20 protein-coding genes are annotated in these 20,164 nt (G+C 72.4%); 10 read left to right on the top strand and 10 right to left on the bottom strand.

What is annotated here, in order from left to right:
- Positions 1-106 precede the first annotated feature (106 nt).
- The 5 genes from ACSJDX_RS07550 to ACSJDX_RS07530 all read left to right on the top strand — a co-directional run bounded on the left by ACSJDX_RS07550 (position 107) and on the right by ACSJDX_RS07530 (position 6,257).
- Complete coding sequence (locus ACSJDX_RS07550) at positions 107-1,429, top strand: MFS transporter (protein ID WP_438354888.1); 1,323 nt, start codon at positions 107-109, stop codon at positions 1,427-1,429.
- A complete protein-coding gene (locus ACSJDX_RS07545; RefSeq protein ID WP_438354887.1) occupies positions 1,426-3,099 on the top strand; it encodes an amidohydrolase in 1,674 nt (557 codons plus the stop codon). Before ACSJDX_RS07550 ends, ACSJDX_RS07545 begins: the two co-directional genes overlap by 4 nt.
- Complete coding sequence (locus ACSJDX_RS07540) at positions 3,096-4,712, top strand: thiamine pyrophosphate-binding protein (RefSeq protein ID WP_438354886.1); 1,617 nt, start codon at positions 3,096-3,098, stop codon at positions 4,710-4,712. Before ACSJDX_RS07545 ends, ACSJDX_RS07540 begins: the two co-directional genes overlap by 4 nt.
- Positions 4,713-4,721: 9 nt before the next feature.
- Complete coding sequence (gene speB / locus ACSJDX_RS07535; protein ID WP_438354885.1) at positions 4,722-5,675, top strand: agmatinase; 954 nt, start codon at positions 4,722-4,724, stop codon at positions 5,673-5,675.
- A gap of 180 nt (positions 5,676-5,855) precedes the next feature.
- Positions 5,856-6,257, top strand: coding sequence for a RidA family protein (locus ACSJDX_RS07530; RefSeq protein WP_438354884.1), 402 nt, complete (start codon positions 5,856-5,858; stop codon positions 6,255-6,257).
- 33 nt (positions 6,258-6,290) lie between these two features.
- Here ACSJDX_RS07530 and ACSJDX_RS07525 read toward each other — a convergent pair whose 3' ends face one another.
- The 4 genes from ACSJDX_RS07525 to ACSJDX_RS07510 all read right to left on the bottom strand — a co-directional run bounded on the left by ACSJDX_RS07525 (position 6,291) and on the right by ACSJDX_RS07510 (position 11,016).
- Positions 6,291-7,610, bottom strand: a complete 1,320-nt coding sequence (locus tag ACSJDX_RS07525; RefSeq protein ID WP_438354883.1) for a dihydrolipoamide acetyltransferase family protein — start codon at positions 7,608-7,610, stop codon at positions 6,291-6,293.
- A gap of 132 nt (positions 7,611-7,742) precedes the next feature.
- A complete protein-coding gene (locus tag ACSJDX_RS07520) occupies positions 7,743-8,762 on the bottom strand; it encodes an alpha-ketoacid dehydrogenase subunit beta (protein ID WP_438354882.1) in 1,020 nt (339 codons plus the stop codon).
- Entirely contained in the window at positions 8,759-9,889 is a 1,131-nt protein-coding gene (locus ACSJDX_RS07515; RefSeq protein ID WP_438354881.1) for a thiamine pyrophosphate-dependent enzyme, read from the bottom strand. The genes ACSJDX_RS07520 and ACSJDX_RS07515 overlap by 4 nt, the downstream gene beginning before the upstream one ends.
- Positions 9,886-11,016, bottom strand: a complete 1,131-nt coding sequence (locus tag ACSJDX_RS07510) for a histidinol-phosphate transaminase (RefSeq protein WP_438354880.1) — start codon at positions 11,014-11,016, stop codon at positions 9,886-9,888. The genes ACSJDX_RS07515 and ACSJDX_RS07510 overlap by 4 nt, the downstream gene beginning before the upstream one ends.
- A gap of 109 nt (positions 11,017-11,125) precedes the next feature.
- Between ACSJDX_RS07510 and ACSJDX_RS07505 the strand changes: the two genes are divergently transcribed.
- Complete coding sequence (locus ACSJDX_RS07505) at positions 11,126-11,521, top strand: phage holin family protein (protein ID WP_438354879.1); 396 nt, start codon at positions 11,126-11,128, stop codon at positions 11,519-11,521.
- Here the strand turns inward: ACSJDX_RS07505 and ACSJDX_RS07500 are convergent.
- Complete coding sequence (locus tag ACSJDX_RS07500) at positions 11,490-12,884, bottom strand: hypothetical protein (RefSeq protein ID WP_438354878.1); 1,395 nt, start codon at positions 12,882-12,884, stop codon at positions 11,490-11,492. The genes ACSJDX_RS07505 and ACSJDX_RS07500 overlap by 32 nt on opposite strands.
- Positions 12,884-13,177 (bottom strand): hypothetical protein, encoded by a 294-nt coding sequence (locus ACSJDX_RS07495; protein WP_438354877.1) that lies wholly within the window; start codon positions 13,175-13,177, stop codon positions 12,884-12,886. The genes ACSJDX_RS07500 and ACSJDX_RS07495 overlap by 1 nt, the downstream gene beginning before the upstream one ends.
- A gap of 114 nt (positions 13,178-13,291) precedes the next feature.
- Between ACSJDX_RS07495 and ACSJDX_RS07490 the strand changes: the two genes are divergently transcribed.
- Complete coding sequence (locus ACSJDX_RS07490; RefSeq protein WP_438354876.1) at positions 13,292-13,822, top strand: low molecular weight protein-tyrosine-phosphatase; 531 nt, start codon at positions 13,292-13,294, stop codon at positions 13,820-13,822.
- Between the two features lie 14 nt (positions 13,823-13,836).
- Positions 13,837-15,216, top strand: a complete 1,380-nt coding sequence (gene purB, locus ACSJDX_RS07485; protein ID WP_438354875.1) for an adenylosuccinate lyase — start codon at positions 13,837-13,839, stop codon at positions 15,214-15,216.
- A gap of 188 nt (positions 15,217-15,404) precedes the next feature.
- Here purB and ACSJDX_RS07480 read toward each other — a convergent pair whose 3' ends face one another.
- The 4 genes from ACSJDX_RS07480 to ACSJDX_RS07465 form a co-directional block, all read right to left on the bottom strand.
- On the bottom strand, positions 15,405-16,256 hold the full coding sequence (locus ACSJDX_RS07480) for an SGNH/GDSL hydrolase family protein (protein WP_438354874.1): 852 nt from the start codon (positions 16,254-16,256) through the stop codon (positions 15,405-15,407).
- 145 nt (positions 16,257-16,401) lie between these two features.
- Positions 16,402-16,767 carry an amino acid transporter gene (locus tag ACSJDX_RS07475; protein ID WP_438354873.1) on the bottom strand — a complete coding sequence of 122 codons (366 nt, stop codon included), beginning with the start codon at positions 16,765-16,767 and terminating at the stop codon, positions 16,402-16,404.
- The gene (locus ACSJDX_RS07470; protein WP_438354872.1) at positions 16,764-17,462 is read right to left on the bottom strand and encodes an acyl-CoA synthetase; all 699 of its coding nucleotides are present in this window, start codon (positions 17,460-17,462) and stop codon (positions 16,764-16,766) included. The genes ACSJDX_RS07475 and ACSJDX_RS07470 overlap by 4 nt, the downstream gene beginning before the upstream one ends.
- Positions 17,463-17,536: 74 nt before the next feature.
- A complete protein-coding gene (locus tag ACSJDX_RS07465) occupies positions 17,537-18,706 on the bottom strand; it encodes a MalY/PatB family protein (RefSeq protein WP_438354871.1) in 1,170 nt (389 codons plus the stop codon).
- A 137-nt stretch (positions 18,707-18,843) separates the two neighbouring features.
- On the opposite strand from ACSJDX_RS07465, the gene ACSJDX_RS07460 reads away from it, so the two are divergent.
- Both ACSJDX_RS07460 and ACSJDX_RS07455 read left to right on the top strand, forming a co-directional pair.
- Positions 18,844-19,278, top strand: a complete 435-nt coding sequence (locus ACSJDX_RS07460; protein ID WP_438354870.1) for a hypothetical protein — start codon at positions 18,844-18,846, stop codon at positions 19,276-19,278.
- Positions 19,279-19,368: 90 nt separating this feature from the next.
- The gene (locus tag ACSJDX_RS07455; RefSeq protein WP_438354869.1) at positions 19,369-20,016 is read left to right on the top strand and encodes a recombinase family protein; all 648 of its coding nucleotides are present in this window, start codon (positions 19,369-19,371) and stop codon (positions 20,014-20,016) included.
- The last annotated feature ends 148 nt before the right edge of the window (positions 20,017-20,164 follow it).

Here is a 20,164-nt window from a genome sequence, read left to right as displayed (position 1 = left end):
ACGGAACCCCGGTTGGGTCGACCGTTCGCGGAGGATCTGTCCTTGCCGACCGCACCGGGGCGGTCGTAGCATCCAAGCGCCCATCGACCACCGCAAAGGAGCGGCCATGACAACTGCGACACAACGCGCCCGACGAGCCGGTCTCGCCGCCTTCGTCGGCACCACCATCGAGTGGTACGACTTCTACGTCTACGCCACGGCGGCCGCCCTCGTGTTCGGTCCCCTGTTCTTCCCCAGCGGCGACCCCCTGGCCGAGACGACGGCCGCCTTCGCCACCTTCGCCGTCGCGTTCCTGGTGCGCCCGCTCGGCGGGATCATCTTCGGCCACATCGGCGACAAGCTCGGCCGACGGGTCTCGCTCGTCATCACCCTGCTGATGATGGGCGCCTCCACGGTGCTGGTCGGATGCCTCCCGACCTACGAGACGCTGGGCTTCGCGGCTCCGCTGCTGCTGATCCTCCTCCGCGCCCTCCAGGGGCTCGCCGTCGGCGGCGAGTGGGGCGGCGCGGTGCTGATGAGCGTGGAGCACGCCCCCGCCGGCAAGAAGACCTTCTACGGCGGATTCACGCAGCTCGGCAACCCCGCCGGTGCGCTCCTGGCCTCCGGCATCTTCGCGATCCTCTCCCGCTTCGGCGACGGCTTCATCCGCGACGGCGGCTGGCGCATCCCCTTCCTGCTCTCCATCGTCCTGATCGCCGTCGGCTTCTGGGTGCGCTACCGGGTGGAGGAGTCCCCGGTGTTCGAATCGAAGGTGGAGGGCCGCAAGCAGTCCATGCCGCTTGCCTTCGCCCTGCGCACCAACTGGCTGCCGATCCTCCTCGGCATCGGCCTGCTGCCGATCTCGACCGGCGGGTACTACCTGGCCACCACGTTCGCGACGGCGTACGCCACCGGGCCGATCGTCGGCATCTCCGAGCAGGTGATCCTCGACGCGATGACCGTCGCGTCGTTCGTGGAGTTCCTCGTCACCCTGCCGGTCGCGTGGCTCGGCGACAAGTGGGGCCGGAAGAACGTCATGTACATCGGCCTCATCACCTCCGTGCTCACCTTCGCGCCCTTCCTGCTGCTGATGCCCGGCCGCGCCGAGCCGGTGATCTTCCTGCTCGCCTCGCTCGTGCGCATCGCGATGAGCGCGACGTACGCGCCCGTCGCGGCGATCCTCGCCCAGATGTTCCGCCCGCAGGCGCGCTACACCTCCATCGCCCTCTCCTACGGCGTCGGCGCGGCGATCTGGGCCGGGTTCTCGCCCTGGTTCGCGACCCAGCTCATCGCCTGGACGGGGAGCGTCTGGTCGGTGATCGTGATGTTCACCGCGATGGCCGTCCTGGCGGCGATCTGCACCCGGCTCGCCCCCCAGCACTCCGACGAGGCGCCGGTGACGGATTCGTTCACCCCGCGCACCGACACCACCGCGAACAGGACAGCATGAGAAAGCTCGCCCCCTTCGACCTGCCCGCCCAGACCGGTCCGCGCATCGTCACCGCGCGCACGATCCGCACCGTCGACGCCGCGTCCTCGACCGCGACGGCCATGCTCGTCGACCGGGGACGCATCGTCGCGGTCGGGACCCCCGCCGACTGCGCGGCGGCCGCCGCCGTCGCCGGACTCGCCCCCGAGGTGGTCGACTTCGGCGACGCGGTGATCGTCCCGGGGTTCGTCGATCCGCACGCGCATCCCCTCATGTACGGCCAGATGATGACGTGGGTGGACTGCGGGCCGGCGAAGGCCGGCAGCATCCCCGAGATCGTCGCGCTGCTGGCCGAGGCCGCGGCCCGGATGCCCGAAGGGCGCCCGGTGCGCGGATACGGCTACGAGCAGCGGAACCTGGCCGAGAAGAGGCATCCCACCCGCTACGAGCTCGACGAGGTCGCCACCGACCGCGAGGTGTACCTGATGAACGCCTCCGGACACGGCGGGGTGGTGAACTCCTACACGCTCGCGCTCAACGGGGTGGACCGGGAGACGCCCGATCCCGCCGGCGGCGCGATCTTCCGCGACGCCGACGGCGAGCCGACCGGCGAGATCTCCGACGCCGCCTGCAACATGCTCACCGGCGTGCACGGGGTTAAGGTCGGCCACCACGGCCCCAACTTCCACCTCGGCGACGAGCCGGAGGAGCACCTGCGGCAGCTGGATGCCGCGACCGCCCGCTTCCTCGCGGGGGGCGTGACCACGGTCGGCGACGCACAGGTCACCCGTCGCGAGTTCGACATGTACCTGCGCCTCGCCGAGGCCGGGCGCCTCGACCTGCGGGTATCGATGTACCTGCTGTCGCACCTGCTCGACGACGCCCTCGAGATGGGCCTGGTCGGCCAGTTCGGCAACGCGCACCTCAGCTTCGCGGGCACCAAGTTCTACGCCGACGGCACGCTCGGCGGCTGGACGGCGTACTTCCCCGACGGCTACGTCGGCGACCCCTGTCGCACGGGCCAGCTCTACCACGACCCGGCCGACTACACCGAGCTCATCCGCAAGGCGCACGCCGCGGGCCTGCAGACGGCCACGCACGCGCAGTCCCCGACGGCGATCGAGATGGTCGTCGCCGCGATCGAGGCCGCCCTGGACGATCGGCCCGACCCCGACGCGCGGCACCGCATCGAGCACTGCGGCCTCCCGACACCGGAGCAGATCCAGCGGATGGCGGCGGCAGGCATCCGTCCGGTCAACCAGACCCAGCACTACTTCAACTGGGGCGAGGGCGTCGAGGAGGCGATCGGCACCCCCGGCGAGCGCTTCAACCCGCTGGGCGAGTTCGTCGCGGCCGGCGTGCCGATCACGATCTCCTCCGACGCCCCGGTGGCCGACCCGATCCCGCTCGAAGCGGTGCAGACGGCCGTGACGCGGGTCACCCGCCGCGGCCACAAGCTGGGCTCGGACGCGCTGCGCGTCACCCCGGAGGCGGCGCTGCGCGCACACACCTACGAGGGCGCCGTGACGCTCGGACGCGAAGACGACCTGGGGTCGCTGGAGCCGGGCAAATACGCCGACTTCGCGGTGCTGTCGGACGACCCGCTCACCGTCCCCCACGACGCGATCTCGACCATCGAGGTGCTCGAGACCTGGGTCGGCGGCGAGCGCCGCCATCGGAGCGCCGCATGAGTGCGCCCGACTACTCCGACACCGCCGGGCGGGCGGTGCTCGAGACGATCCGCGCCTACGGGGTGACGGCGGTGTTCGGCATCCCGGGCACGCACAACCTCGAGCTGTACCGACCGCTCGACGACCTCGGCATCCGCGCCGTGACCGCGCGCCACGAGCAGGGCGCCGGCTACGCGGCCGACGGCTGGGCGCAGCGCACCGGCCTCCCCGGTGTGGTGATCACGACCTCCGGCCCGGGCCTGCAGAACGCGATGAGCGCGATCGGCACGGCGTACTGCGAGTCGCGACCGCTGCTGGTGCTCTCCCCCGGCGTGGCGCGCGGGCAGGAGTTCGCCGACGTCGGCACCCTGCACGAGACGAAGGATGCCTCGGCGATGGCCGGCGCCGTCGCCGAGTGGTCGCGCCGCGTGGCCTCCGCCGGCGAGGCGGTGGCCGCCGTGCACGACGCGTTCGACCTGTTCCGCTCCGGACGGCCCCGGCCGGTGCACATCGAGATCCCGCTGGACGTGCTGGAGGGCGCGGCCGACGTGCCCGCGGCCGATCGTCGGCCCCGGCCGGCCGCGGCTCCGGCGGCGGGCGACCCTGAGCGCATCGCGCGGGCGGCCGCCATGCTGGCGGGATCCGTCCGACCGGTGATCATCGCCGGCGGCGGCTCCACCGGGGCCGCACGCGAGCTGACCGCGATCGCGGAGCGTCTCGGCGCTCCCGTACTCACCACGCTCAACGGCAAGGCCGTCGTCGGCGAGCACCACCCGCTGTCGCTGGGGTCGAACCTCCGGATCGCGGCGGCACGCGAGGTCGCCGAGAACGCCGACGTGCTGCTCGTGGTGGGCTCGAAGCTCGGCGAGGCCGAGCTGTGGGTGTCGCGGCTGGCCGCGCGCGGCCGCGTGATCCGCGTCGACATCTCCGAGGCGCAGCTCGACAAGAACCTGCCGGCGGCCATCGGGATCTCCGGCGACGCGACCGCGGTGTGCCGCGCGCTCCGCGACGCGCTGTCCGGGACGGCGCGTCGGCAGCCGGATCTGCTCGAGCTCCGCGCACGGATCGCCGCGGAGATCCGCGGCGTGCTGCCCGACACGGTCGCCCTCGCCGAGACGATCGCCGCGGCCCTTCCGGATGACGCCGTGGTCGCGGGCGACTCGTCGCAGATCTTCTACCTCGGCCTGGCGAACGTGCTCGCCCAGCGGCATCCGCACTCCCTGCTCTACACGCCCACGTACGCGACGCTCGGCTACGGACTGCCCGCCGCGATCGGCGCACGGGTCGCCGGCACCGACCGCCCGGTCGTGACCGTGATCGGCGACGGCGCGCTGATGTTCTGCGTGAACGAGATCGCGACGGCCGTCGAGCAGCGGCTCGACCTCACGATCGTGTGCGTCGACAACGGCGGATACGCCGAGATCAAGCAGAACGAGGTCGATCGCGGCATCCGCCCCATCGGGGTCGACCTGGTGCAGCCCGACTGGGCGGCCCTCGCCGACGCGTTCGGCGCCACCGGCCGCCGGGTCGCGCGCGCCACCGACATCGCCGAGACGATCACGGCGGCGATCGCGGCCGGCGGCGTGCAGCTCGTCCACATCCCCCAGGCGGCCGTCGCCGCCGCGCAGAACTAGGAGCACCTCGTGACCCAGCCCGTAGGACCGGTCGACGCCTCGAAGAACCCCCGGTACGCCGGGATCGCGACGTTCGCGCGCCTGCCGCGCATCGAGGACGTGCCCCGCGCCGATCTCGCCGTGGTCGGCATCCCGTTCGACACCGGCGTCAGCTACCGCCCGGGCGCGCGGTTCGGTCCGTCGCACGTGCGCGAGTCCTCGCGCCTGCTGCGCCCCTACAACCCGGCGCAGGACGTCTCGCCGTTCGCGATCGCCCAGGTGGTCGACGCCGGCGACATCCCGGTGAACCCGTTCGACATCGACGACGCCGTCGCCGAGGTGGAGCGCGCCGCGACCGCGCTGGGCGAGCAGGTCTCGGCCCTCGTCGCCGTCGGCGGCGACCACACCGTCGCGCTGCCGCTGCTGCGCGCGGTGACCAGGAAACACGGGCCCGTCGCGGTGCTGCACTTCGACGCGCACCTCGACACGTGGGACACCTATTTCGGTGCCCCGGTCACGCACGGCACCCCCTTCCGGCGCGCGAGCGAGGAGGGGCTCATCGACCTCACCGCGAGCTGCCACGTCGGCACGCGAGGTCCGCTGTACTCGAAGCAGGACCTCGTCGACGACGAGCGTCTGGGCTTCTCGGTGGTGACGAGCGAGTTCGTCGAGGAGCAGGGGCTGGATGCCGCGATCGCCCGCGTGCGCGAGCGCATCGGCGACCGCCCCCTGTACGTGTCGATCGACATCGACGTGCTCGACCCGGCGCACGCCCCGGGCACCGGAACGCCGGAGGCGGGCGGGCTCACCAGCCGCGAGCTGCTGCGGATGCTGCGGAGCCTGAGCGACGCGCACATCGTCGGCGCCGACGTGGTCGAGGTCTCCCCCGCCTACGACCACGCCCAGCTGACGGGCATCGCGGCCAGCCACGTGGTCTACGAGCTGGTCACTCTGCTCGCCGCCCAGGTCGACCGCTCGCGCTGAGTCTTCGGGGGGATGCGGACACCCTCCACGACTCCCGGCCCCGGTGGGGAGAAGGCCGGGTTAGAGTCGCACCGATGGCCGCGGCCAGGGATCGCCCGAACGGCACCGCCGCGCCGGAGCGCCGCCCGGCCGGCGGCATCCGATCAGCTCCGGTCCCGCCGATCCGACCGAAGGAGACTCATGTCCGTCCACCTGCTGACTCCCGAGGGGATGCTCGCGCCCGCCCCGTACCACCACGTCGCGATCGGAACGGGAAGCCGTTCCGTGGAGGTTGCGGGACAGGTCGGGTACGACGGCACCGGCGAGCCCACCGACCTGACGACCCAGGTGTCCGCCGCGCTGCGGAGCACCGCCGTCGGCCTGAGCGGCGCGGGCGCCGGCTTCGCCGACGTCACCCGGCTCCGCTTCTTCATCGTGGGATGGTCCCCCGCCCTCATGGGCGCCTTCCTCGCCGGCATCGAAGCCGTCGCCGAGGAGCTGGACATCCCGATGCCGCTGCCGCCCGCGTCGCTCATCGGGGTGGAGAGCCTCTTCGCCGACGGCGTGCTCGTCGAGATCGAGGCGACGGCCGTCCTCGACTGACCGGCGGCCGGTCGGTGACGGCGTCCGGCCGGCTCAGTCCAGCAGCAGCGCCGGCTCCTCGAGCACGGACGCGATGTCGGCGATGAATCGTGAGACCCCGTCGCCGTCGACGACGCGATGGTCGAACGAGCCTGAGACGGTCGTCACCCAGCGGGGGCGCACCTCGCCGTCGACCACCCACGGCTTCTGGCGGATCGCGCCGAGCGCGACGATGCCCACCTCGCCCGGGTTGATGATCGGCGTGCCCGCATCCACGCCGAACACGCCGATGTTGGTGATCGTGATGGTGCCGTTCTGCTGGTCGGCGGGGGTGGTCCTGCCCTCCCGCGCGGTGAGCGTGAGGTTCTCCAGCGCCTTGGCGAGGCCGTGGGTGTTGAGGTCCTGGGCGTCCTTGATGTTCGGCACCAGCAGGCCCCGCGGGGTCGCGGCGGCGATGCCGAGGTTCACGTAGTGGCGCACCCGGATCTGGGCGCCCTCGTCGGTGTCGATCCACGCGGCGTTGACCATCGGCGTGCGGCGCACCGCCCAGATCACCGCGCGCGCCATGATCAGCAGCGGCGAGACCTTCGTGTCGGCGAAGTCCGGCGAGGCCTTCAGCCGCTTGACGAGCTCCATCGTGCGGGACGCGTCGACGTCGACCCACACCGAGACGTGCGGCGCGGTGTACGCGCTCGAGGTCATCGCGTTCGCGGTGGCCTTGCGCACCCCGCGCACCGGGATCGACTCCTCGCGGTCGCCGACCGGTGGCGCCGCCGCGACGACGGCGGGTGAGGGGACGGGGATGGTCTCCTCGCGCACCGGGCTCCATTCCGGGGTCTCGATGTTGCGGAACACCGAGGCCTGCGACGCGTGCCGGACCACGTCGTCGCGGGTCACCTCGCCGGCGACGCCACTGGGCACGACCGCGCCGAGGTCGACGCCGAGATCGCGGGCGAGCTTGCGGATCGGCGGCTTCGCGACGACGCCGACGGATGCCGCGACTGGCCGCTCCGCGGGCTTGCGCCGGCGGGACTGCACGTGGCCGGCACTGCCGTACCCGACGAGGACGGACCCGCTCGCATCGGCGGCCGGCTCGGCGGGCTCCGGGACGACGGCGGCGGGGGACGAGGCATCCGCTCCCGCGATGGTGATGATCGCCGTACCCACCTCGACCGTGGCGCCTTCACCGGCGAGAAGCTCCCCCACAACCCCGCCGAACGGCGACGGCAGCTCCACGAGCGACTTCGCCGTCTCGATCTCGACCAGCACGTCGTTCACCGCCACGGTGTCGCCCGGCGCGACGCGCCACGACACGATCTCGGCCTCGGTGAGTCCTTCGCCGACGTCGGGCAGGTGGAAGGTCTGCGTGCTCATGCGTGGTCCTTTCGTGGCCCACCCCACCGGCGAGACTGCATCCCCGCATCGAGACCACGGCGGACCGCGGAGGTCTCGATGCCGGAGTGCAGTCTCGCGGGGGAGGCGGGGTGGGGCGGTCGAAGAGTCATGTCAGTAGGCGAGGGCGCGGTCGACGGCCTCGAGGATGCGGTCGGCGTCGGGCAGGTACACGCCCTCGAGCTTCGCGGGTGGGAACGGGGTGTCGAAGCCCGACACCCGCAGCACGGGGGCCTCGAGCGCGTAGAACGCCCGCTCCATGACGGTCGCGGCGATCTCGCCGCCGAGCGAGACCATGCCGGGCGCCTCCTGGGCGTAGACCATCCGCCCCGTGCGTCGCACCGAGTCGAGGATCGGACCGTAGTCCACCGGCGACAGCGAGCGCAGGTCGACGACCTCCATCGAGGTGCCCTCCGCCTCGGCGAGCGCAGCGGCCTGCAGGGCGACGGCGACCATCGCGCCGTGCGCGACCACCGTGACGTCCGTGCCGCGGCGGACGATGCGGCTCGCGTGCAGCGGCACGGCGCGGGCCGAGGCATTCACCTCGCCCTTCATCCAGTACTTCGCCTTGGGCTCGAGGAAGATCACGGGATCGGACGAGGCGATCGCATCCTGGATCATCCAGTACGCGTCGTTCGGGGTGGACGGGCTCACCACGCGCAGGCCGGGAGTGTGCGCGAAGTAGGCCTCCGGGCTCTCCTGGTGGTGCTCGACGGCGCCGATGTGCCCGCCGTAGGGGATGCGGATGACCACGGGCATCTGCAGCGCGCCCTCGTGGCGGTACGTGAGCTTCGCCAGCTGAGAGGTGATCTGGTCGAACGCGGGGAAGACGAAACCGTCGAACTGGATCTCGCAGACCGGCCGGAACCCGCTCATCGCCAGGCCGATCGCGGTGCCCACGATCGCGGACTCGGCCAGCGGCGTGTCGAGCACGCGGCGCTCCCCGAACTCGGCCTGCAGGCCCTCGGTGACGCGGAACACGCCGCCGAGGCGGCCGATGTCCTCGCCCATCAGCAGCACGCGGTCGTTCTCGGTCATCGCCCGGCGCAGGCCCGCGTTGAGCGCGCGGCTGAACGGCAGGGACTGCGGGACGGATGCTGCGGCATCCGGCGTCTGCGTCGTCTCGAGCGTCATGATGCGCCCTCCTCGAAGGATGCCTCGTACCCGGCCAGCCACGCCCGCTGCTCGTCGACGAGCGGGTGCGGGTCGCTGTAGACGTTCGAGAAGATCTGGTCGGCCTGGATCGTCTCCAGGGCCGTCGTGCGGGTGCGCACGTCCTCGGCGAGCGCGCGGCCCTCCGCCTCGACGTCGGCGAAGAACGCGTCGGAGGCCCCGCGGCCGCGCAGGTACGCGCGCATCCGCTCGATGGGGTCGCGTTCGGCCCAGGACTGCTCCTCCTCGGAGGTGCGGTACTTCGTGGGGTCGTCGCTGGTCGTGTGGGCACCCATCCGGTAGGTGAGCGCCTCGATCGCCCGCGGTCCGTGCCCGGCGCGGGCCTCGTCGAGGGCCGTGCGGGTGACCGCGAAGCTGGCCAGCACGTCGTTGCCGTCGACGGGGATGCTGGGGATGCCCGCCCCCTCGCCGCGGCGGTACAGCGGCGAGCGCGACTGGGTCGCGACGGGCACCGAGATCGCCCATTGGTTGTTCTGCAGGAAGAACACCTCGGGCGTCTGGTAGCTGGCGGCGAACACCATCGACTCGTGCACGTCGCCCTGACTGGAGGCGCCGTCGCCGTAGTAGACGATGACTGCCTCGTCGCGGTCGGGGTCGCCCGTGCCGCTGCGGCCGTCGAACACCAGCCCCATCGCCATGCCCGTGGCGTGCAGGGTCTGCGCGCCGAGCACGAGGGTGTAGATGTGCGTGTTGCCGTTCTTCGGATCGAACGGGTCCCATCCGCCGTGGGTGAGTCCGCGCATCACCCGGATGATGTCGAGCACGTCGACCCCCCGGATGCGCGCGACGACGTGCTCGCGGTACGACGGGAACAGGTGGTCCTGAGGCCGGGCGGCGCGGGCCGAGCCCACCTGGGCGGCCTCCTGCCCGAAGCTCGGCGGCCACAGCGCCAGCTGGCCCTGCCGCTGCAGGTTGGTCGCCTGCTGGTCGAAGGCGCGGATCACCGCCATGTCGCGGTAGAACTGCTCGAGGTCGGCCTCGGTCAGGGCGTCGATGAGCGGCAGATAGCGCTCGGCGGCCGCGGTCGGCGCCAGCGACCCGTCGGCCGCCAGCACGCGCACCAGCGCGGGATCTTCGGACGGAGTCACGGTGTCCACGCTAACGCGCGCCCCGAATGCCCCTCTGGGAGAGTCTGGACAACGGATGCCGCGATCCGTAGGACCTTCTCGACAGAATCCTCTTCGCCGATCGAGATGCGCACTCCGTCGCCCGCGAACGGGCGGACGATCAGCCCCTCCTCCTCGAACGCCGCGGCGGCATCCATCGACTCGGCGCCCGCGGGGAGCCAGACGAAGTTGCCCTGCGCGTCGGGCACGCGCCAGCCGGCCTCGCGGAGGCCGGCGACGACGACGTCGCGACGGGCGGTCAGCAGCCTCACGCGCTCGAGCAGCTCCGACTCGGCCGCAAGGCTCGCCAGCGCCGCCTCCTCGGCCTGCGCGGTGACCGACAGAGGGATGCTGGTGCTGCGCGCCGCATCGAGGATGCGTCTGTTCCCGACGGCGTACCCCACCCTCAGGCCGGCGAGCCCGAACGCCTTCGAGAAGGTGCGCAGCACGACGACGTTCGGGTGGTCGCCGAGGCCGAGCACCCGCATCCCGTCGACCGCGTCGGGGTCCGTGACGAACTCGGCGTAGGCCTCGTCGAGGATGACCAGCACGTCGCCCGGGACGACGGCGAGGAACTCCTCGAACGCGGCGCGCGTGACGATCGGGCCGGTCGGGTTGTTCGGGCTGCACACGATGATCGCCCGCGTGCGGTCGGTGACCGCCGCCGCCATCGCCGGGAGGTCGTGTCGGGCGTCGGCGTCGAGCGGAACCTCCACGGGCGTCGCGCCGGCGATCAGGGCGAGGCCCGGGTAGGCCTCGAACGAGCGCCATGCGTACACGACCTCGTCGCCGGGGCCGCTGACGGCGAGCATGAGCTGCGCGAGGATCGAGACGCTGCCGGCGCCGATGTGCACGCCGTCGGGCTGCACGCCGAACCGCGCGGCGAGCCGCTGCCGCAGGCGGGTGGCCGTGGCATCCGGATACCTGTTCAACGCCGTCGCCGCCTGCACGGCGTCGACCACACCCGGGAGCGGGTCGAAGGGGTTCTCGTTGCTCGAGAGCTTGAACGCGTCGGCCCCGGCCTGCTTGCCCTGCCGATACGGCGGAAGGGCGGCGATCTCGGGGCGGATGCGCACGGGCGCGGGGGCGATGTCCGGGGCGTCGGTCACCCGACCGAGTCTAGGAGGCGCGGTCGTGGACACAACCGCGGTGGGTTCCCGAGTCGCAGGGCGCGCCCTCGCCCTCGCCCTGTGAGCGCAGGGGTGGAAGACTGACGCCATGAGCTTCCTCATCCGCATCGTCGTCAACGCCTTCGCGATCTGGATCGTCACCCTCATCCCGGCACTCCAGGTGTCGGTCATCGCCTTCGCGCCGGGAGAGACGCTGCAGCTCGTGCTCACCCTGCTGCTCGTCGGCCTCATCTTCGGTCTGGTGAACACGATCATCGGCACCGTGGTGAAGGTGCTCGCCTTCCCCCTCTACGTGATCACCCTCGGGCTCATCGGCCTCATCATCAACGCGTTCCTGCTCTGGCTCACCGCGTGGATCACCTCCTTCTGGGACTGGGGGCTGCGCGTCGAGGACTTCTGGTGGGGCGTCGTGGCGGCGGTCATCATCTCGCTCATCAACTGGGTGTTCGGCCTCATACTCCGCCCCCGCCGTTCGCGGGACTGACCGGGGGCGGACCCGCCGGGAACGGACTCGGCGCCGGGCTCGGCTGCGGCTGCGGAAGCACGCGCTCGGCACCGTATTCGACGGCCGTCACCGAGGTCGCGGCGCCGAGCTCGTCGAACAGGGCCCGCACGCCGTCCATCCGCGGATCGGCCGAGGAATCGAGCATCCGCGCCGTCTCGATGTAGGCGGCCATCGCGTGGGCCGGCACCTGCAGGTCGCGCGGGCCGCCCGCGGGGTCGGCCACGCGCTCGGCGACGAAGCTTCCCGGAGCCCCGACCGCCTGGCTGTGGCCGCCGCCCTGCAGCATCGGCACGGCATCGTCGGTGTGGCGCAGCGACACCGAGAGGGTGCCCTCGCCGACGTCGGCGTCGACGGGGCTGCCGAACGAGACCACCGTCCTCGTGTCGTAGTCGCCTTCGACGGCGAGATGGGCGTTGATCATCGCGCCCTGCGAATGTCCGGCGGTGTGCACCACATCGCCGGGCTGCGCGCCCGACAGCCGCAGCGCCTCCGTCGTCGCCTGGTACGAGGCCGATGCGGCGCCCGAGTACAGCTGCACGTTCGACAGCTGGTCGAACGGATCGGACCCGCCCATGCGGCCCATCGCCTGCGTGCCCGCGACATAGACCACGAACTGGCGCGACCCGTCGGGCATCGCATACCTCTCCACGCGCACGCGCCCGGGCCCGCCCCCGCCGGGGATGCGCGCTCCCATGTCGGCGAGCGAACGCGGTGCGGTCGCCGACGAGCGGTGCACCGTGGTCATCGTCACCGGCGTGGCGTTCGAGGTGAGCCTGTCGCCGGGGCGCACGACACCGGCTCCGGTGCGGCGCAGCAGCTGTGCGACGCCGTAGATCCCGGTTCCGAGGAACGGGCTCATGCCCAGCGACGGCCCCCACCATCCCGTCACGGCCTGCCCGGCGAACTCCCCCGGCCACGTGAGCTCGTCGGCGGCGACGGCGACCGCCGCCGAGAGCCGCGCACCGGGGTGGTCGCGCACGATCCGGTCGATCTGCGCGTCGATCGCGTCGACCCTCGCCGTGTCGCCGCCGGCCTCCGCCACGGCGCGCTGCGCGGACAGCTCGACCAGCTCGTACACCGCGGCCGCCTCGCGCAGCTCGCGATCGAAGGCGCCGGCGCCCGCCGAGGCATCCCGCACCCGCGCGGCGAGCGCGGCGATCTCGCTCGACAGGACCCACGCGTCGCGCGGGAGCGCGGCCACCAGCGCGCCGGCCGAGCCGAGCACCGTCGCCACCTCGTCGAGTTCGCCGCCCACGCCCGCGAACCCTCCGGCCGCCTCGCGCAGCGTCACGCTGTCGACCGAGACCGCGCCGCCGCCGCGGATGTCGAGGTCGTCCGCCATCAGCCCCCTCCACCGGCGCGCACCATCGCGCGCAGCTCGAGCAGCCACGCGTCGCCGTCGGCGGCCTCGACGCCGCGGGCGAGCCCGCCGACCGTGCCGCACCACGCGTCGACCTCGCCGTGGAAGCGCCGCGCCGCCGGGGTCTGCCAGTCGGTGCGGGCGGCGAGCTCGGCCGCCGCCCTCATCACGGTGCGCAGGCGATCGGATGCCTCGGCCAGCCGTCGCCGGGCCAGCGCCAGGTCGGCGGCGGTGTCGGCGGCGCACGCGGACAGCAGGGGGGAGTCGAGCGACATGGCATGATCCTGCCGCGGGGCGGAACGAGGCATCCGTCCGCCCCTCACTTCTGGGGAGGGTCGGTCGGGTGTCCCCGCCTGTGCAGGAATCGCGGAGCGGTCCAGAATGAAGGGATGATCGCGACGCCCGAGGAGCCCTTCCGCGTCGTGTTCGTCTGCACCGGCAACATCTGCCGTTCGCCGATGGCCGACGTGGTGTTCCGGTGGGTCGCCGAGTCGGCCGGACTGGGGAGCCGCGTCGCCTCCACGAGCGCCGGGACCGGCGACTGGCACGTCGGCGAGCGCGCCGACCAGCGCACCCTCGAGGCCCTCGAACGCCGCGGCTACGACGGGTCGCGGCACCGCGCGCGCCAGTTCGGCCACGCCGACTTCACCTCCGCCGACCTCATCGTCGCGCTTGATCGCAGTCACGAGCGCATCCTGCACGGGTGGGCCCGCTCCGAGGCCGACGCCGACAAGATCGCGCTGCTGATGACCTTCGACGCGGCCGCCGGGATGCTCGACGTGCCCGACCCCTACTACGCGGGCCCGGGGATGTTCGACGAGGTGCTCGGTATGATCGAGAGCGCGAGCCGGTCGCTGTTCCGACAGCTCGAACCGGCGATCCGCCCGGCGCCTCCGATGGCGCACCCCCTCACTCCGTGACAGGACGGCAGCTCGTGCCCGCACTCCCCCCGCAGCCCCTCAGCCCGCTCGACGGGCGCTACCGCGCCCAGGTGACCGAGCTGGCCGACCACCTCTCCGAGGCCGGCCTCAACCGCGCCCGGGTCGAGGTGGAGGTCGAGTGGCTGATCGCCCTCACCGATCGCTCCCTGTTCGGCACCGCGCCGCTCTCCGACGACGACAAGGGCCGCCTGCGTGCGGTGTACCGCGACTTCGGCGCCCCCGAGATCGAGTGGCTCGCCGACAAGGAGGCGGTGACCCGGCACGACGTGAAGGCCGTCGAGTACCTCGTGCGCGACCAGCTCGACCGCCTCGGCCTGTCGTCGATCGCCGAGCTCACGCACTTCGCGTGCACGAGCGAGGACATCAACTCCGCCGCGTACGCCCTGACAGTCAAGCGCGCCGTGCTCGAGGTGTGGCTGCCGCGGTTCCGCACGGTCGTCGCGACCCTGCGCACCCTGGCCGACGCGCATCGGGATGCCGCGATGCTCGCCCGCACCCACGGGCAGCCCGCCACCCCCACCACCATGGGCAAGGAGCTCGCGGTGTTCGCGTGGCGCCTGGAGCGCGTCGCACGGCAGGTGGAGGCATCCGAGTTCCTCGCGAAGTTCTCCGGCGCGACCGGCACGTGGTCGGCGCACGTGGCCGCCGAGCCCGACGTCGACTGGCCGGAGCTGTCGCGCGCCTTCATCGAGGGGCTGGGCATCGGGTTCAACCCGCTCACCACGCAGATCGAGTCGCACGACTGGCAGGTCGAGCTGTACGACCGCGTGCGGCACGCGGGCGGCATCCTGCACAACCTCGCGACCGACATCTGGACCTACATCTCGCTCGGCTACTTCGCGCAGATCCCGATCGCGGGGGCGACGGGATCGTCGACCATGCCCCACAAGATCAACCCGATCCGGTTCGAGAACGCCGAGGCCAACCTCGAGATCGCCGGCGGACTGCTCTCGACCCTCGCCGCGACCCTCGTCACCTCGCGCCTGCAGCGCGACCTGACCGACTCCACCACCCAGCGCAACATCGGCGTCGCCCTCGGCCACTCCGTGCTCGCCCTCGACAACCTGCAGCGCGGCCTGGGCGAGATCTCGCTCTCGGAGCCCGTGCTGCGGGCCGATCTCGACGGCAACTGGGAGGTGCTCGCCGAGGCGATCCAGACCGTGGTGCGCGCCGAGATCGCCGCCGGACGCTCGCAGATCACCGACCCGTACGCGCTGCTGAAGGACCTCACGCGCGGGCGCCGGGTCGGGGCATCCGATCTCGCGGAGTTCGTGCGCGGACTCGACATCGGGGATGCCGCGAAGGAGCGCCTGCTCGCGCTCACCCCCGCGACCTACACGGGCCTCGCCGCCGGTCTCGTCGACCTCGCCTGACCCGCTCCCTTCCGCTCCGGACCGCCCCTTCTGCGTCCAACGCCCGTGCTCTGACCGAGGGCCCCCGCGATGCACCGTTCATCGCGGGGGCTCTCGGCCGATGCACGGGCGATGGACGGCGGAAGGGTGACGGACGGAGCGCACGGCGGGGCGGGTGCCGGCGCGGGTGGGAGAGCAGTCCCTCGGGATCAGCGGATGCCGGGGGCCGCGGCATCCGGAGCGTGATGCCCGAACGGAGCCCGGTCGGCGACGCCCAGCGCGAGCAGCACCGACGGCACGATCGCGGCCGCCGTGCGGCGGTAGCCGAGCGCGGACGGGTGGAACCGGTCGAGGCTGAACATCTCGTCGGGGTTGGTGATGAAGAACGGCCCCACCACCGCCGCCAGGTCGACGGCGTACGCGCCGAGCGCGAGGGAGGCGTCCCGCTGCGCGGCGGCGAGCTGGCGTGAGGCGCGCCCGCCCAGGGTGCGCAGCGGCTGCGGCACCGGGCGCAGGGCTCCGAGGTCGGGGCACGTGCCCACCACGACGACGGCGCCGCGGCGCTGCAGCTCGGCGATCGCGTCGCTCAGGTGCCGCACGGAGGTGTCGACGGGGACGCGATGGGTGACGTCGTTGCCGCCGACGACGATCACGGCGACGTCGGCGACATCCGCCTCCGGCAGCTCTGCGAGCTGGGCGGCGAGCATCGACGACTCCGCCCCCACCACCGCGACGGTGCGCAGGTCCACCGCCCGGCGGGCGACGCGGCTGATCGATTTGGCCAGGCGCGCGCCCAGCGTCTCGGAGGGGAGCGCCGCGCCCAGGCCCGCCGCGATCGAGTCGCCCAGCAGCACCATCCGGATGGGGTCGCCCCGTTTGCGCTTGTAGACCCGGTCGGAGCGGGGCGCGTCCTCACCGAGCGGCTTCCCGATCAGTCGTCGGGCGTGCGCGGCCTGTCGGCCCAGCACGATCCGCAGCGCAGCACCGGTGCCGACGACGACCGCCGCGACCGCCGCGAGCGCGGTGACGGGCTTCCATCGGGAACGGGATGAGCGAGCCATCCCGTCCGTTCAATCACACGCGGGTGAACACGAGGTGACCGGAGGTCGTCTGCGGTACTCCGTCGATCCGCGCGCGCCGGCCTGGGAATCCGCGAGCGCGCGCCCGGTCCGACGCGTCTCGAAGGAGTTGCGCAGGCCGGATCGGTCAGGCAGCCGGCGGCGCGCCCTCGTCGGTGCCCGACGATGCGTCGTTCGCCGCGTCCGGGGCATCCGTCCCGCCCGCGCGCTTGCGGTCGCTGTCGTACAGCACCGGGTGGTCGACCTGCTTCGTGACCTGCGCGGGGTCGACGGCGAGCAGCAGCAGCGCGAGTCCGACGAGCACGACGATGAACGTCGCGCCGAGCACGATCAGCCCGACCGTGAGCGCCCGCTCGGACTGCCCCGGCTGGCGCTGCTGGAAGAACCCCATCGAGATGAGGGTGACGACGCCGGCGAACACGGCGGCGCCGAACGCGAGCCCGAGCAGCTGCACGGGCTTCATGAGGTCGCGGCGGGTGGGCTTGTCGGTCATGCGGCGCCTCCGCTGCGGTCGGTCGCCTCGGTGACGGATGCCTCGCCCGGCGCATCGACGGCGGTCGCCGCCTCCGCCGCACGCCGCGGCGAGAAGCCGGCGATCGCGAGGTAGACGGCGACGATCGCGGTGTAGCCGCCGAAGACGCCCACGCCGATCGTGATGCCGGTGAGGGTGAAGCTGCCGGCTCCGGCGATGGAGTACTGCAGGGCGTACTGCGTCGGCACCAGCAGCAGCGCCGCGCCCAGGACGAGGGTGAGGATGCCGATCGTGAGGGCGTCGCGGGCGGCCGCGATCGCGGCGGGGTCAGTCGTGCCGGCACGGCGCAGCGCACGACGGTCGCGGGCCCCGGCGATCGTCTCGACGAGTCCGGCGGCGAAGGCCCAGGCGATCACGACGACGAAGAACAGCGTCGTGGTGCGGATGCCGACGATCCCGCCGACCATCCCTGCCACGATCGACAGCAGGCCGAGGAGGATCGACGGCCAGCGCGTTCCCGGGCCGTGCACGAGCCAGGCCGCCAGGCCGAACACCAGCGCGGTCGAGATCGCGAACCCGCTGAACACCGACAGTCCGACGGCGGCGGAGTGGTCGGGCGAGAACGTGATCATGACCGCCGCGATCGCCGCGAACAGCGCACGTACGAGCTGCACGTGCCGCAGGTCGAACGGGCGGACGGAAGGAGCTGGAGTCACGAGGGTTCCTGGGAACGGAAAGGGATGCCTCCCAGTCTAGTTCTTCGTGTCGTGCGGCCCGGCCCGCCGGAGGGCTACGCGCGCGCCCGCAGGGCGGCGCCCATCTGCTCGACCGCCCGCGCGATGATCGGGCGCGGCGTGGCGAACACGAACCGCAGGAAACCGGCGCCGGCCGGGCCGCACGCGGAGCCCTCCGTCATCGCGACGCCCGCGTGCTCCTGGAAGAAGGCGGCGGGCGTCTCACCCAGCCCGAGCTCCCGCGCGTCGAGCCAGGCGATATAGGTGCCCTCCGGCATCCGGTACCGCATTCCGGGGATCTCGGCGGCGAGCGCGTCGACGAGGAACCGACGGTTGCCGTCGAGGTAGTCCACCACCTCGTCGAGCCACGCTCCGCCGGCGGAGTACGCGGCGGTGTTGGCGATCACGCCCAGGTTGCTCGCGCCGTGCGAGGCCATGAACCCCACCCGCTCCCAGATCGCGGCATCCGCCGGATTCGTCACGATGAACTGCGCCGTCTTGAGGCCCGGCAGGTTCCACGCCTTCGACGCCGACGTCGCGGTCACCGTGTGGCCCGCGGTGACCGGCGACAGCGACGCGTACGGCACGTGCTGCCGGCCGGGGTAGACCAGCGGGGCGTGGATCTCGTCGGAGAAGACGCGGCCTCCGTGCCGCTCCACCACGGCGGCGAGCGCGACGAGCTCGTCGCGGCGGAACACCCGGCCGACGGGGTTGTACGGGTTGCACAGGATCAGCAGCCCGCCGCCCGAGGCGAACGCGCGGTCGATGCCGTCGAGGTCGAGCGCGTAGCCGTCGTCGGTCTCGAGCATCGGAACCTGCAGGATCTCGCGCCCGTGCGCGAGCGGCACCGACAGGAACGGCATGTACGACGGGGTGGGAAGGATGACGGGCGCACCGGGTGCGCTGAAGTGCTCGATCGCGAGCTCGAGCCCCGCGATGACGTCGGCGAGCGGATGGATGTCGGCCGCGGGCACGTCCCACCCGTACCGGTCGCGCTGCCACGCCGCCGTGGCGTGCGCCATCTCGTCGGACAGCGCCTGCGGCAGATAGCCGAACACGTTCGCGTCGATCGCGTCGTGCAGAGCCGCCGTGACCGCCGGGGCGGTGCCGAGGTCGGACTCCGCCACGAAGGCACCGATCGCGTCCGGGAACATCGACCACTTCAGCCCCCCGCCGGCGCGCAGGCCGTCGATGTCGCGGGCGTCGAAATCGGGGGCGAGCGACATGGTCCTCCTCAGGATGGGCTCGCGCCAGGCTACCGGGCGCGGAACCGGTCAGGATCGGAGAAGCGCTTCCGGGACGCGGTGCCTACCGTGGGATGCACCGGGCCGACGCGGTCGGCCGCACGAGACCAGGAGGAGTCATGGCGACGAGGAACGACGGACTGTCCGCGGAGGAGCGCGAGGCGGTCAAGCAGCGCGCGAAGGAGCTGCGCGAGCAGGAGAAGGCGGGCAAGAACCGCGAGGCCGGTCTCGCATCGGTCATGAAGGCGCTGGCCGGGCTCGACGACGCCGACCGCGCGATCGGCGAGGGGCTGCACGAGATCGTGTCGGCGCACGCCGCGCACCTCGTGCCCAAGACCTACTACGGGATGCCGGGCTACGCCGACGACCAGGGGAAGATGGTCGTCTTCATGCAGCCCGCGTCGAAGTTCAAGACCCGGTACTCGACGATCGGCTTCGAAGACCGCGCGCACCTCGACGACGGCGATGTCTGGCCGGTCGCGTTCGCGGTGCCCACGTGGACCCCGACCGTCGCGAAGCGCATCACCGAGGCGGTGAAGGCCGCCGTCGCGTGAGCCGGTGACCGCCGGTCCGCGAGGTCGGTGCCGCCGGGAAACCGCCGGTGTAGCATCCTCGGAGGATCGACAGCGGGAGCGGGTGCGGCGATGGTCACCGTCGGCTATGTCTACGTGGGTCCGCTGGAGCACAACGCCGAGTTCCAGCGCGACCTGCTCCGGCACGGCGGCGCATCGCGGATCTTCGAGGACGTGAGCCTCAAGACGGCGCCGCGCAGCCGATCGGAGCTGGCGGTCGCCCTCGACGCCCTGGCTCCCGGTGATCGGCTTCTGGTGTGGCGGCTCGACCGGCTGGGCAGCACGACGGCCTCGGTGCTGTCTCTGCTGCAGGTGCTGACCCATCGCGGCATCGGCGTCGTGTCGCTCGCGGAGGAGTTCGCCACGACCGGTCCCGACGGGGCCGCCGTCCGTGCGGCCATCACCGCCTTCACCGAACTCGAGCGCAGCCTCGCGCGCGAGCGCTCGCTCGTATCGGCGTACGCCGCGAAGGCTCGCGGCCGGGCGAGCGGACGACCGCGGGCCCTCTCCCCCACGGACATCGAGCGCGTGGCGGCGCTGCGCGATCAGGGCGCATCGGTGCGCGAGATCGCGGAGGAGCTCGGCACGTCCCGCGCCACGGTCTACCGCGTGCTCGAGTCGGCTGCCGTCGAGCCGGACGGACCCGGCGCCGAGGAGCGATCGATCACCGTCACCTTCGGCTCTCCGCTCACGGCACGGGAGCTGCCCTCCGACGGATAGCGGACCCGGACGGGTCGGTGCGGCATCCGACTTTCGGACAGGGTTGTGGACAATCGGCCGCGGTTCTGTCATAAAGGTCATCGAACAGTGCTGTTCCGATCTGTTCTGACGGGTTTCGATCGCGATCGAACAGTCATCCCTTACGCAA

This window comes from Microbacterium fluminis (genome assembly GCF_051549805.1).
Classification (GTDB): domain Bacteria; phylum Actinomycetota; class Actinomycetes; order Actinomycetales; family Microbacteriaceae; genus Microbacterium.
The sequence above is the reverse complement of the archived record's forward strand: the minus strand, read 5'-3'. Positions and strand labels throughout refer to the sequence as shown.

Coding starts and splice junctions, on each gene's coding strand:
- ACSJDX_RS07550 (WP_438354888.1), top strand. CDS start 107: ATGACAACTGCGACACAACGCGCCCGACGAGCCGGTCTCGCCGCCTTC.
- ACSJDX_RS07545 (WP_438354887.1), top strand. CDS start 1,426: ATGAGAAAGCTCGCCCCCTTCGACCTGCCCGCCCAGACCGGTCCGCGC.
- ACSJDX_RS07540 (WP_438354886.1), top strand. CDS start 3,096: ATGAGTGCGCCCGACTACTCCGACACCGCCGGGCGGGCGGTGCTCGAG.
- ACSJDX_RS07530 (WP_438354884.1), top strand. CDS start 5,856: ATGTCCGTCCACCTGCTGACTCCCGAGGGGATGCTCGCGCCCGCCCCG.
- ACSJDX_RS07525 (WP_438354883.1), bottom strand. CDS start 7,610: ATGAGCACGCAGACCTTCCACCTGCCCGACGTCGGCGAAGGACTCACC.
- ACSJDX_RS07520 (WP_438354882.1), bottom strand. CDS start 8,762: ATGACGCTCGAGACGACGCAGACGCCGGATGCCGCAGCATCCGTCCCG.
- ACSJDX_RS07505 (WP_438354879.1), top strand. CDS start 11,126: ATGAGCTTCCTCATCCGCATCGTCGTCAACGCCTTCGCGATCTGGATC.
- ACSJDX_RS07500 (WP_438354878.1), bottom strand. CDS start 12,884: ATGGCGGACGACCTCGACATCCGCGGCGGCGGCGCGGTCTCGGTCGAC.
- ACSJDX_RS07495 (WP_438354877.1), bottom strand. CDS start 13,177: ATGTCGCTCGACTCCCCCCTGCTGTCCGCGTGCGCCGCCGACACCGCC.
- ACSJDX_RS07490 (WP_438354876.1), top strand. CDS start 13,292: ATGATCGCGACGCCCGAGGAGCCCTTCCGCGTCGTGTTCGTCTGCACC.
- ACSJDX_RS07480 (WP_438354874.1), bottom strand. CDS start 16,256: ATGGCTCGCTCATCCCGTTCCCGATGGAAGCCCGTCACCGCGCTCGCG.
- ACSJDX_RS07475 (WP_438354873.1), bottom strand. CDS start 16,767: ATGACCGACAAGCCCACCCGCCGCGACCTCATGAAGCCCGTGCAGCTG.
- ACSJDX_RS07465 (WP_438354871.1), bottom strand. CDS start 18,706: ATGTCGCTCGCCCCCGATTTCGACGCCCGCGACATCGACGGCCTGCGC.
- ACSJDX_RS07460 (WP_438354870.1), top strand. CDS start 18,844: ATGGCGACGAGGAACGACGGACTGTCCGCGGAGGAGCGCGAGGCGGTC.
- ACSJDX_RS07455 (WP_438354869.1), top strand. CDS start 19,369: ATGGTCACCGTCGGCTATGTCTACGTGGGTCCGCTGGAGCACAACGCC.